An 11,910-nucleotide genomic window follows, 5' to 3' on the forward strand; every position below is an offset into this window, starting at 1 on the left:
TGGATGTTCGGGCTGATACGACTTCCCATCCTGTTGATGATCGCCTTTATTGTGGGCGTGTTTTTTGAACGCTCGAACCAGCGCGAGGCTTGTGCCGCGCAAGGTGAATGGCAAGACGGACTATGTATGACGACGGAAGGACCAAATGAGTGATCTGATCTGCGTGGGCAGCATTGCAGGGTCTTACGGCGTACGCGGCGAAGTGCGGCTAAAAAGCTATTGCGCCATCCCCGAGGATATCGAAGCCTATTCGCCCCTGACTGACGAGCAAGGCAACGAACGCTATCCATTGGTTTTGACCCGGACGATCAAGAACGGTTTTGCCGCGCGTGTGGGCGGTGTCGAAACCAAGGAACAGGCCGATGATCTGAATGGCCTGCGCCTTTTTGCGCGACGGGATCAATTGCCGTCTCTGCCCGATGATGAATTTTATCACACCGACCTGATTGGGCTCGAGGTCTATGACACTGGCGGCACATTGCTGGGCCGCGTGAAATCGGTGCAAAATCACGGCGCGGCCGACCTGCTGGAACTGTACGGGCCCGGATTGAAATCCACCGTGTTGCTGCCGTTCACGCTTGAAGCCGTACCAACAGTCGATTTGGACAAAGGCCGCATCATCGCAGACCCGCCTGAAGGTCTGATCTGATGCGGCGCGTTCTGCTGCATCTGGGGCTACACAAGACCGGCACCACTGCCGCACAGTCATTTCTGTACGAAAATCGCGAGTTGATTTGGCCGCATTTTGCGCTGCTTTTACCCTACAAAACCCGCAAGCTGGGATTGGCCGATGCCGCTACACGGCACTCCATCTACGGCACCGTGGGTACGTTGTCCGATTTCAGCACCCAGACCCGAGCCTTCTTGGCGACGCGAAACTTCGGCACTCGGCGCGGTTTGATCGTCAGCGAAGAGAATTTCAGCGGTCTGCGCCCCAGCCGCAATATCGAACAGGGATATGCAGCAGCGCCAGATCTTACCGCCTGTCTTGTTGACGCGGTTCGCGACCGGTTCGCCGGTGAAGAGGTCGAGATCACAATATACGTGTCCCTGCGCCAACGCGGCGCTTGGTTGCGCAGCCTTTGGGCGCATGACCTTCAAAGAATTCGCCAGGTTCAGGACTTTGAGACATTCCGCGCGAATATGGACCGCTTGCCGTCGCTCGAGGACACGGTCTCGGAAATCCGGGAAAAGCTGCCTTCGGTTACCGTGACCGAGGAATGGCTGGAAGAGATGCAATTGCGACGCTTTGGTCCCGGCGCACCCTTTGCCGAATTCCTGGACTTGCCCAGGGAAAAACGCAAACTTCTGGTGCCGCCAAAGCAGAAAAACACCCGGCTTCCCGAAAGTGTGCTGGCTGAATTGCTATCCCTGAACCGATCCCGACTGGACGAAACAGCTCTGACCCGGCAAAAGGCCCAGGTAATTGAACGGGCGAAAAGCGCGATGGTCGGCACTACATGACAGACAAGCCAAGTAAATCCCACGGGCGCAAGGCAATCCGTCCCACCCTGAAGCCACGAGAATTGATGACACCGACCCCCGATCTGCACGGGGTCTGGAAGGCCAAGATCATAACTCTGTTCCCATCGACCTTTCCCGGAGTGCTGGGCGAAAGCCTGACTGGCAAGGCGTTGCAAGAGGGGCTGTGGCAGCTGGAAACCGTGGACCTTCGCCAATTTGGGGTCGGCAAACACCGCAATGTCGACGACACGCCCGCTGGCGGTGGCGCAGGCATGGTGTTGCGCGCCGACGTGTTGGGCGAGGCAATCGAACACACAATGGCGGGCGTACAAGGCAACTGGCCCCTGATTTACCTCAGCCCGCGCGGTCGCCGGATGGATCAGCGCATGATGCAAAATCTCGCACGGTGCGATGGCATGACGCTGCTCTGCGGCCGGTTCGAAGGGGTCGATGAACGGGTGCTGGAACACTATGGCGTTCAGGAAGTCAGCCTTGGCGACTTCGTCATGACCGGTGGGGAAATTGCTGCACAAGCCTTGATTGACGCCACCGTTCGGCTGATCCCCGGGGTGCTGGGCAATCAGGCCTCAGCCGAAGAAGAGAGCTTTTCCTCGGGTCTGCTGGAGCATCCGCAATACACACGCCCGGCAGAATGGAAGGGCCGTTCGATCCCGGATATCCTGATGTCAGGCCATCACGGCCGCATTGCCGAATGGCGCCACGAGATGTCCGAAGAAATCACCCGCGAACGGCGCCCGGATCTGTGGGAGCGCTATACGAAATCAGAAAACGATAAGCAGGGCTGACATGCCTTGTGTGGCTTGCATGTCGCACGCCCAAGCTTTTGGCTGGCACCACTTGCGGCTGATTTCTTACAAATCTAATCATTCAAAAGATGTTGTGAAAAGCGCATTAGAACAAACACATAACAGGCCGCCGAATGAAGAAGATCATATGCATTTCTGTGCTTGCCCTTTCGGCTTGCACCACCAAACCTCTTGAGATGTCAGTGCCCACTCAGGCGGGTCATAACCTGCACTCAGCAAAGATCGCCGTGCAATCATGCGCGGCTGAGGAAGATATTGGGGGCAACAGCGCGGTGATTGGCGGATACGCAACGAATATCGTGCTGTGGGGCGTGATCCTGGGTCCGATCATCACCGCCCCCTTCGACGATAAGCTTCGCTCTCAGGGAGAGATCGACCAGGTGCACCGGTGCTTGGCCGAACGCGGGTTCGAGCGCCGCGAACTGACGGATGGAGAGCGATTCTGGCTGCATCACTCATCTGGTGACGAACGGGTACGCCGTCTGGATCACCTTGTGGGTGGGGGCACCATGGAAACCTACGGGGTACCGAAAACTTAGGGACCCCCTGTTTTCCACCTGGCCCATATTTCTGGCGGACCGTTGAAGGTGTTGATATCCACCTTTCCCTGAACGCCGGGAACCAATCCTGTGCCGGTGTATTGCCAGAACCGCCAAACGGCCTTGGGGTATACATTGCGCGGGTGTCCTGCGACCGACCGCAGCCAGAACTCTGTCTTTGGCAGGCGCCCGATATCCGTGTCGCCGTAGAAATCCACAGTCGTATAGACAATTGGTCTGCGACCGTAGTGACGCTCGAGCATATCGAGGAACCGTTCCGCCTCGGCCCGAACGGTCGCGCCATCGGGCCTTATGGTGCAGGTCTTGGAATGCGGCGTCCACTCCATGTCCAACACATGGGGCAGATCCGCCCCTCTGGGCACGTTCTCGATGAACCATCTCGCCTGTTCATGCGCCGGCCGGCAGAAATAGTAATAGTGATATGCGCCCCAGGGCACGCCCGCCGCGCTTGCGCCCCGGCGATGATCCTCGAACATCGGGTCGGCAACGTCGCCGCCCTCGGTCGCTTTGATGAACACGAAACTAACGCCGGAAGATTTGGCCGTACGCCAGTCGATGGGCCCCTGCCATCGCGAAACATCGAGCCCATGAACCGGGTAGTGACCTGGGTGCCTGCCTTCCCACTCATGCGGCTTGGCATCCCCGAAGCTGGGGAAAATGACCGAAGGCGATGTTGTATCCAGAAAAGCTTTCGCCTCGACCTGTTGAGGCGGAGGGCTGCTACGACCGCAGGAAAGGGTCGCAAAGGCCATAACGGCCAGCATCAATGCTGCGCGCATGATATGTTCCTGTTCTAAATTTCTGCTCTTGTAATTTCCCCCAGAATGCCTGATCCGGCTGACAAGGCAACGGTGTTGTTGGCGGATGGCGAAAACCCACCGCCCGCCCCTGTAACTCATAGCGATTTAGGCTTGATCCCAACGCGCAAAGCCCGTAAAGCAGCGCAATCCGGTGCCGCGTCATGCGACTCCGGTGTTTTGGTTTGCATCATGGCGCAACACCCGGCTTTCTTCGGCCACGGCGCGGCAGGGCGGACCAGACCAAAGGAACATTCGATCTGACCTCTGGCGGGCTGTTCGCAGGACCCGATGAAGACCAAGAGCTCTCAGGCCGTGCCCAAACTTCGTGGACCAACCACGAGCAGATAGGAGTAACTGCGATGGACCTGATCGCACAGCTTGAGGCGGAACAGATTGCCGCCCTGGGGAAAGACATCCCCGATTTCAAAGCCGGTGACACCATCCGTGTCGGCTTTAAAGTGACCGAAGGGTCGCGCACCCGTGTGCAGAACTACGAAGGCGTCTGCATCGCGCGCAAAGGTGGCAGCGGCATCGCCGGTTCGTTCACCGTCCGTAAGATTTCGTTTGGCGAAGGCGTGGAGCGTGTGTTCCCGCTGCATTCGACCAACATCGACAGCATCACCGTTGTCCGCCGTGGCCGCGTTCGTCGCGCCAAACTGTACTACCTGCGCTCGCGCCGTGGTAAATCCGCGCGTATCGCAGAAGTCACCAACTACAAGCCCAAGGCTGGCGCCGAGGCGTAAGGAGCGGAAAGATGAAAAAAGACATCCATCCCGATTATCACGTCATCAACGTCAAAATGACCGATGGCTCTGTGGTTCAGATGAAATCCACCTGGGGCGCCGAGGGCGACCAGCTGGCTCTGGAAATCGACCCCTCCTCGCACCCCGCGTGGACCGGTGGTTCGTCGCGCCTGATGGACGCTGGCGGCCGCGTATCGAAGTTCAAGAAGAAATACGAAGGTCTGGGCTTCTAAGCCGGACCCGACTGAAAGATGCGAAAAGGCCGCCCACCGGGGCGGCCTTTTTTGTTTCCTGCCCGCGCGCAGATATCCGTTCGAATTCAAAATCGTGGCCGCCCAGGTTTTTCGTTGAATGCAAATAATCATGTATGATCATGTTGTGGTCGTGGCCACATGTGCTGGTTAGCGATCAAGGTCACTGACAGCCAAGTGACCGGCGGCGCAGAGTTAGTTTGGCGACATTTCTGTCATGACGGACCGTCGCCTTGGACTGAACGGGAGGGGGAAAGGACAATGAAATGGGTGGAGACGTTAAACAGTCTGAGTGTCGATATCATTCTGATAATCGCGGGTGTTCTTTTTCTTGTGATGTCTGTTGCTAACAAGGTTTCGGGAAGTCTGGAAATCCCAGAGTCCCGAAAAAAGCAGGCGCTTGTGCTGGGCTCTGTTCTGCTGTCGATGGGCGTGGCTTACAATCTGATGGCGAGAACGGAGTCGGTAGACTGCCCGTCTCATGACATGTCTTGGACCGAACTGACGTCTCAGCAGCAGTCGCTTTGGGAAACTCTAGGATGGAACGCAAGAGCCTGGGACAATGATGAAGCGCCGGAAGCCGATGGCAAGCCCTTTGATGAACTAACGGCAGAACAGCAGAACGCAGCCCAGGCGCTCGGGTTTTCAAGGGATGCTTGGAACACCTGCGAATAGCAGGAACGGCGACCTGCCGTCGAACTTCACTTTTTGCCCTGGGTCAATTCCGCCGCGCTATGCACTGGCGGCACCGGCCCCCGCAGTAACATCAGGGCTAAACCCATCCCAATGACGGCGGCAATTGCCGCGACAAGCATAGCGCTGTTGAAGGCGTTGTCCTGCAGGTCGCGTAGCGCATTTGCCAATGTGGCACTGGTCTCGGGGTCCATTTTTGCGATCAATTGCTGAATCTGGCTTGGCGTTCCGTGCGTCAGGGCATGGGCCAGATCCTCACGCTGCGCCGACCCGGTGGGTAAGGCATCGATGACCTCGGAAAGACCCCTGCGTATGGTGATGGCCTCGGCCAACCCGCCGACCACGGCGCCCAATGTGGCTCCGAAATAGAGGCAGGCGTTGATGACACCTGATCCCTGCCCCACATGTTCCTCGGGCAACAGACGTAGACCAAGGCGGGGCAGCAGGGAAAAACAGATACCCATCCCGATCCCGACAATCAGCAGTTTCCACCAGATTTCAGCATATTGCGTGGAATTGGTGGTCGTCATCAACAGCACGAACCCACAGGCCATCGCCCCCAGACCAATCGCGACCGGCCATTGAAAGCTGTAGGGTGCCAGAAACCGCGGTGCGGTCACCGAAACAACAAACATGCTGAGGCTCAGCGGCATGATCGCCAGACCCGCGCCTATGGACGAGTATCCAAAGGCGTCCGGAGATTGAACGAATGTGTTGAAGTAGACGAAAAAGCAAAACAGCGTGAAGCCGGTAAAGAACATCCCGGCAGCGGCCATGAAGTAACGCGGATGCTTGAAGTAACGCAGCTCGATCAGTGGGTCGTCACTGCGTCGGGACACAATGACAAGGATGATTGTCGCCACGGCCGCAACGCCCAACGGCACCAGAGTCATCGGTGTCGCCCACCCACTGCTTTCACCGTTACTGAGCGCAAATGACAGCGGTCCGAGAAACAGCAGCAACGCACAAGCGCCCGGATAGTCGAACTTTGCCCCGGCAAGGCGCGTATCGGGCACGTAGCCGCGCCTGCTGACCTGCAAGCCTATGAGAAAGGCGAAAACCAGCAGCACCAGATCGGTCGCAAACACGGCTCGCCAGCTGATGTAGTGGGCAAATGCCCCGCCGACGATGGGTCCCACGCCAATCGCAAGCCCCACGATCGCGCCCCATGCACCGGTCACGCTGGCACGCTGTTCCTCGGGCGTAGCGGCGGTCAGAAGCGAAAGGGACGTACCAAACAAAGCCGCTGCCCCTGCCCCCTGCGCTCCGCGCCCAAACAGCAGCATGGCACCGTCTTGCGCAAACAGGACCGAAGCAGACCCGATGGCAAAAACGATCATGCCAAAGAAAAACACACCCATCTTACCTGTGATGTCACCCAACCGGCTGACGATTGTGACGAGCGTTGCGCTGGCCACGGTATAAGTCGCCATCACCCATTGCAGGCCGGATGGCGTCAGATCGAACTCGGATTTCAGGTTGGGCAGAATGGTCGCCACGGCAGTGGTGTTGAAGCCGACAACCATCATGCAGATGGCCGTCATCGCCAGCACAACGCGGGCACCACCTTTTGGGGTTGACTCCACAGATGTCTCGTCAGTCATCATTCCACCTTAAATCTGTTGATCTTTAACGCAATTAATCAGCAGTTTAGCGATTTTTGCTGCTGCGCATAGGGTGCGCCTCAGATCCAGTAGGAAAGCGCGACCGGCAGTACAATGATTGTGGCCAGCGTCGACACAAGGATAAAGCCCGCCACATCGGGCCCGTACTCGGGCACGTGTTGATCGATAAACAGGTATGTCGCCACCGAAGACGGCATCAGGCAACACAGGATCAACGCGCCGCGCTCGGCCCCGGTGAAACCAAACCCCCAGACCAGGGCGGTGGCAATCGCAATCGCCATAACCAGGTGCAAAACCGTCAGCATTACCGCCCGCTTCATGCTCTCAACCCGCAAGGTCGCCAGCGTGTGCCCCAATGTCAGCAACATCAAAGGAATTGAGAGGCCGCCAAGTATGTCAAAGGACTTTGCGATGGGCTGCGGCAAGCTCAATCCCGTCGCCAGCAGGACCAGAGACAGGATCACCGAATAGATAATCGGGGACGTGGCGAGTTTCCTCGGTGAGAACTCACCCGCCGGAATCCACATGCCGACCGTGAAGATACTGATCAGCACGACAACCACGAAGCCCATCGTGTAGGCCATTCCAGCATCGCCCAGCGCAAGCAGTGTGATCGGCAATCCGATGTTGCCAACATTTCCGTGCATCAGAGGTGTCAGAAAGGCGCGCACCGGCAGGCGCATGGCCTTGAGCACCACGAACCCAAGCACGCCAAACCCTGCGATGGCCAGCACTGCGGCGGCCATTACGTCCAGAAAAGTTCCAATGGCGATCTGCGTGGTGGACAGGTGCGAGATGATCAGGGTCGGGTACCCGACCCGTGAAACGATCCCGCCGATGACCTTGTTGTCGAATGGTGCCTTGGTCACGGCAAGGGCATAGCCGATCCCGGCGCAGATCAGCACGGGCAGAACCACGTTCAGAACGTTCAGAAACAGATGGTCCAAACGGCTCCCCTATCGCAAAATCCCGATTTGAACAGTGAAACAGCATCTCAGTTTTGGCAAGCACGCGGTCTAACCAACCTGCTTGGTTGAGTTTTCCAAATTAGAGCCTGATATTGCCCCACGATGGCGCTTGGGGTTCTTCCATTCCCGGCCTCCACAACATATAGTGGTCGGCAACAACGTGTGGGTAAGCACGGCGGGACATGGGAATACAGGCATGGCACATATCATCGTAGTGGGGAACGAGAAGGGCGGCGCGGGCAAATCGACCGTGTCGATGCATGTGGCCACCGCGCTGGCGCGGCTGGGGCATAAGGTCAGTACGCTGGACCTGGACCTGAGGCAGCGTAGCTTGGGGCGCTACTTCGAAAACCGCGGCAATTTCCTGAACGGATCCGAGGTGGCTCTGCCCAGCCCCCGCCATCACGATCTGCCCGAGATCGATGCAAGCAAGCTGAAGCCCGGCGAGAACATCTATGACCACCGATTGTCAGCCGCCGTGTCCAAGTTGGAGAGCGACAGTGATTTCATCCTGATCGACTGCCCGGGGTCGCACACCCGCCTCAGCCAGGTGGCTCATTCGCTGGCGGATACGCTGATCACCCCGCTGAACGACAGCTTCATCGATTTCGACCTGTTAGCGCGCATTGACTCGAAGGGTGAGAAGATCCTTGGACCGTCGGTTTATTCGGAAATGGTCTGGAACGCGCGGCAGCTGCGTGCGCAAGCAGGGTTGAAGCCGATCGATTGGGTCGTCGTGCGCAACCGGGTGGGCACCCAGCGCATGGTCAACAAGGAAAAGATGCAGCGCGCGATCGAGATGCTATCCCAGCGCATCGGCTTCCGCGTCGCCTCGGGCTTTTCCGAGCGGGTCATCTTCCGCGAACTGTTTCCACGTGGCCTGACCTTGCTGGATCTCAAGGATATCGGTGTCAAACAGCTGAACATCTCGAACATCGCCGCACGGCAGGAGTTGCGCGACATGATGAAGGAGCTGAACCTGCCCGGCGTCGAAATCGACTTCTGAGAAACTGGCGTCGGCTCAACAAATCAGGCTCTGTGCCGAATTTTCGTTCTCTATATTCGGCAACGTTTACCGTCACTGCGGAGGCGGACAATACCCGTACCAGGCACTCCCCAGGGCCTCGGATTCCAGTTGTCTGTTGAAGATGTACATCTGGTTGCCGAAGTCAAAATGCCAGTATTCCGAAGGATAATTGGTAAAGCCGACGTGCCGCATGACCCAATACAGTAATCGCCGGTTCAACAGCGCAGGGTTGTCGTGTTCAATCCGTCCGGCAATCAGTTCTCGCTCAAGATGGTCGGTATGCGATATGGCGTTCAGATCGTCGAAGGCAGCGCCCATGTCCAATTCCTCACCTGTTTCCAGCGCACGAAGAACAGCATCAACTGCGGCGCCGGTTGAGTGCGTCGGCCAGGTCGCTGCATCGGCTGGATCGAATTTTCTGGGGTCTGAACAATATTGGCGCGTCCGGATCTCCAACTCGGGCTGAGAAAGGCTCGGGTTCTCAGATGCGGCCTTTTTCATCGCCCAGCCCCACAAATCCCTCTGCGTGGAAATTGTGCGATACGCATCATAAACGACAAGCTCGCACCCGTGATCCGCCAATGCGTTATTGGCCGCTTGCAGCATCGGCACAAGACCAGCCCGACACCACGTCTGAGGCATGCTTCCTTTAATTTGCCGCCCATAGGGTGGGTTTGAGCCGTCCGAGAGATGATAGTAGGGAACAACCGCTATTCCCTGCGAACCAAGATCAACAAGCGGTTCAGACGCGCGCGGATCCGTGTCGTCGATTCCGACACCATGATAGCCCCGCGTATCCAGGCTATCGTCTCCGATGGGGATTGGCTGAAACTCCGTTTTGTCCACGATATCAACGCCTCCAGTCAGCACATTGAGCTAAGTAAGAGGCAACACCTTGGGCAAGTCAACTTTGGCCGGCGTGCCGATGGCAGCCGGCCATTACAGCGTAGTGAACATTCAATCTTGGTTATTACAGAATGAAAATCCTTCGCTGTTCTCTGCCCTGTAGACCGTAAACAGCTCCTTCGGTTCAGGCACACCGCGCAACATATATCGCCCCACGGAAACCAGTTGCGAGGCACAAGGTTGGGCTGCCCGGGCCACATCGTCCGAGATCAGAATCCGCTGCCCCAGCGACCGATGCATCCCGGCAATCCGGGCGGTCTGGTTGACGGTTGGACCGATGACGGTGAAGTCCAAACGGTTTTCAGATCCGATGTTGCCATACAAGATTTCGCCCGCATGCAGGGCCAGCGTATAGTTCGAAACCGGCAGCCCATCTGCCGTACGTTGCGCGTTCAGCTCTGCCATTCTTTCCTGCAATTCGACCACTGCAGCCAGAGCGGCGCGTGCATCCGCATCAATTTCGCCGACATCGAACATCGCCATCAGGCCGTCGCCCATGAACTTCAGGATACTGCCATCGCATTTGTGGACCACGTTGACAGCAACGGCCAGGTACTCGTTCAGCATCTCGATGAGATCATCGCCCGGCAGCTCTTCGGACAGGCTGGTGAAGCCCTCCAGGTCAAAATTCCAGATCACAGCATCGATCTGCTGCAGCGATCCGCGCCGTATCTCACCTGACAGAACGCGCCGACCAGCGTCACGCCCCAGATAAACACGCATCAGGTCCTTTGATATCCGGGCATTGGTCGCCGATTTCAATGCCAGACCCAGATGCGGCAGGGCCGTGTTGATCAGCGCAAGGTCACTTTCGCGAAACCCTTCAGGGGCATCCGAGGTCCAGGACATCAGCACGCCATTCACCACTTTTTCCGCGTCAATTGCACCATTGCTCGCCGGACTGTCAAAGGACACGCCGGTTGCGAAATACTCGGTGGCACCATGCTCGCGCAGTTCGTTCAGCAAGGGATAGCGGCTGGGCTCGTTCTGTTCGATCAGCCGTTCATGCACGACGCTCAGACCTTCGTTCAGCACGGCATATAAAGGGCTACTACGCCATTGCTCGCTGGGCTCTTCTGAGTATTCGAAGTTCTGGTATTCACCACCCCGCCCCTGATACCAGCTATACCCGACTCCGCCATATACCGGATGCAGCAGCGATTGGGCCGCGTGAAACCGCATCAACGGTACGCCCATGTCCACCAACCTGTTGCAATAGCCCTCCAGCAGCTCTTCTTTGTCTACGCCTTCCAGCCCGCGCGTCACCAGCCAGCTTATGAGGTCGCTTGATTTTGCCTCTTCAGAGTTCGAGGTCGTCATATTTTGTCCCGTTTTTGTTCTGCCCTTCATCTGGGAACGCGGGCAGTCAATTACCAGTGCTCAAGTCATACGCGCCAGACGCCGGAGCATTTTGCGCAGCAGGGCCGTTTCTTCATGGGTAAACATGCCCGCAAGCTTTGTGTCATACTGTTTTGCGACCTCGCGCAGATCCAGGTACACGGTTTGCCCCTGGGATGTGAGCGTCAAATGTTCAACCCGCCGGTCCGACGGGCTACGCGTGCGGGTCAGATACCGCCGCTGTTCAAGCTTGGATACGGCGCGGCTGATCTTTGTCTTATGGATTCTGGCGCGTTCCCCGATCTCCTTCGCGGTCATCTCGCCATAGTTACCCAAGTGAAACAGAACACGCCACTCGGTTCGGAGCATCCCGTAGCGGTCTTTGTAGACCTGTTGAAACTCCAGCGAACTTTCTTCGGCAGCCCGGTTCAGCAGGTAAGGCAGGAAATCTTGCGGATAAAAGTCATCTTTTTTGGCGGAGTCGTCTTGAGTCATGCTTGTTAGTTACAAAATCAACTATTATCCGACAAGCAGCTTATGGAGGAACACAGGATGAACCATCCGACTGATCCGCACAAAATGACTAAGGCCAGCACACCTGTGGGCACCCATGCAGATTACATGCCCGGCTTTGGGAACGATTTTGAGACCGAGGCATTGCCGGGTGCGTTGCCGCGGGGGATGAACAGCCCGCAGCGGTGCAATTAC

16 protein-coding genes are annotated in these 11,910 nt (G+C 57.3%); 10 read left to right on the top strand and 6 right to left on the bottom strand.

What is annotated here, in order from left to right:
- Window positions 1–3: 3 nt before the first annotated feature.
- The 5 genes from ACR0J0_RS19760 to ACR0J0_RS19780 all read left to right on the top strand — a co-directional run bounded on the left by ACR0J0_RS19760 (window position 4) and on the right by ACR0J0_RS19780 (window position 2,830).
- Entirely contained in the window at window positions 4–153 is a 150-nt protein-coding gene (locus ACR0J0_RS19760; RefSeq protein WP_480665732.1) for a hypothetical protein, read from the top strand.
- On the top strand, window positions 146–649 hold the full coding sequence (gene rimM / locus ACR0J0_RS19765) for a ribosome maturation factor RimM (protein WP_480665733.1): 504 nt from the start codon (window positions 146–148) through the stop codon (window positions 647–649). The genes ACR0J0_RS19760 and rimM overlap by 8 nt, the downstream gene beginning before the upstream one ends.
- Entirely contained in the window at window positions 649–1,464 is an 816-nt protein-coding gene (locus tag ACR0J0_RS19770; RefSeq protein ID WP_480665734.1) for a hypothetical protein, read from the top strand. The genes rimM and ACR0J0_RS19770 overlap by 1 nt, the downstream gene beginning before the upstream one ends.
- Entirely contained in the window at window positions 1,461–2,270 is an 810-nt protein-coding gene (gene trmD, locus ACR0J0_RS19775) for a tRNA (guanosine(37)-N1)-methyltransferase TrmD (RefSeq protein WP_480665735.1), read from the top strand. The genes ACR0J0_RS19770 and trmD overlap by 4 nt, the downstream gene beginning before the upstream one ends.
- Window positions 2,271–2,404: 134 nt before the next feature.
- Window positions 2,405–2,830, top strand: coding sequence for a hypothetical protein (locus tag ACR0J0_RS19780; protein ID WP_480665736.1), 426 nt, complete (start codon window positions 2,405–2,407; stop codon window positions 2,828–2,830).
- Here ACR0J0_RS19780 and ACR0J0_RS19785 read toward each other — a convergent pair.
- The gene (locus ACR0J0_RS19785; protein ID WP_480665737.1) at window positions 2,827–3,630 is read right to left on the bottom strand and encodes a glycoside hydrolase family 25 protein; all 804 of its coding nucleotides are present in this window, start codon (window positions 3,628–3,630) and stop codon (window positions 2,827–2,829) included. The genes ACR0J0_RS19780 and ACR0J0_RS19785 overlap by 4 nt on opposite strands.
- A 380-nt stretch (window positions 3,631–4,010) precedes the next feature.
- Here ACR0J0_RS19785 and rplS point away from each other — a divergent pair, with 380 nt between their 5' ends.
- From rplS to ACR0J0_RS19800, 3 genes are all read left to right on the top strand, one after another.
- Window positions 4,011–4,394, top strand: coding sequence for a 50S ribosomal protein L19 (gene rplS, locus ACR0J0_RS19790; protein WP_170328369.1), 384 nt, complete (start codon window positions 4,011–4,013; stop codon window positions 4,392–4,394).
- Window positions 4,395–4,405: 11 nt separating this feature from the next.
- Window positions 4,406–4,627, top strand: coding sequence for a 50S ribosomal protein L31 (gene rpmE, locus ACR0J0_RS19795; protein WP_480665738.1), 222 nt, complete (start codon window positions 4,406–4,408; stop codon window positions 4,625–4,627).
- Between the two features lie 279 nt (window positions 4,628–4,906).
- The gene (locus ACR0J0_RS19800; RefSeq protein WP_480665739.1) at window positions 4,907–5,320 is read left to right on the top strand and encodes a hypothetical protein; all 414 of its coding nucleotides are present in this window, start codon (window positions 4,907–4,909) and stop codon (window positions 5,318–5,320) included.
- 26 nt (window positions 5,321–5,346) lie between these two features.
- On the opposite strand, the gene ACR0J0_RS19805 is transcribed toward ACR0J0_RS19800, so the two are convergent.
- Window positions 5,347–6,924 (bottom strand): MFS transporter, encoded by a 1,578-nt coding sequence (locus ACR0J0_RS19805; protein ID WP_480665740.1) that lies wholly within the window; start codon window positions 6,922–6,924, stop codon window positions 5,347–5,349.
- A 98-nt stretch (window positions 6,925–7,022) separates the two neighbouring features.
- Entirely contained in the window at window positions 7,023–7,910 is an 888-nt protein-coding gene (locus ACR0J0_RS19810) for an AEC family transporter (protein ID WP_480665741.1), read from the bottom strand.
- A 217-nt stretch (window positions 7,911–8,127) separates the two neighbouring features.
- Here ACR0J0_RS19810 and ACR0J0_RS19815 point away from each other — a divergent pair, with 217 nt between their 5' ends.
- On the top strand, window positions 8,128–8,937 hold the full coding sequence (locus ACR0J0_RS19815; protein WP_480665742.1) for a division plane positioning ATPase MipZ: 810 nt from the start codon (window positions 8,128–8,130) through the stop codon (window positions 8,935–8,937).
- A 72-nt stretch (window positions 8,938–9,009) separates the two neighbouring features.
- On the opposite strand, the gene ACR0J0_RS19820 is transcribed toward ACR0J0_RS19815, so the two are convergent.
- From ACR0J0_RS19820 to ACR0J0_RS19830, 3 genes are all read right to left on the bottom strand, one after another.
- Window positions 9,010–9,804, bottom strand: a complete 795-nt coding sequence (locus tag ACR0J0_RS19820) for a M15 family metallopeptidase (RefSeq protein ID WP_480665743.1) — start codon at window positions 9,802–9,804, stop codon at window positions 9,010–9,012.
- Window positions 9,805–9,915: 111 nt separating this feature from the next.
- Window positions 9,916–11,184, bottom strand: a complete 1,269-nt coding sequence (locus ACR0J0_RS19825) for an adenylate/guanylate cyclase domain-containing protein (RefSeq protein WP_480665744.1) — start codon at window positions 11,182–11,184, stop codon at window positions 9,916–9,918.
- 60 nt (window positions 11,185–11,244) lie between these two features.
- The gene (locus ACR0J0_RS19830; RefSeq protein ID WP_480665745.1) at window positions 11,245–11,697 is read right to left on the bottom strand and encodes a MarR family winged helix-turn-helix transcriptional regulator; all 453 of its coding nucleotides are present in this window, start codon (window positions 11,695–11,697) and stop codon (window positions 11,245–11,247) included.
- Window positions 11,698–11,754: 57 nt separating this feature from the next.
- Here ACR0J0_RS19830 and ACR0J0_RS19835 point away from each other — a divergent pair.
- Window positions 11,755–11,910 (top strand): homogentisate 1,2-dioxygenase (locus tag ACR0J0_RS19835; protein WP_480665748.1); only part of this gene is annotated, 156 nt, incomplete at its 3' end.

Source organism: Ruegeria sp. BF12 (assembly GCF_056538705.1).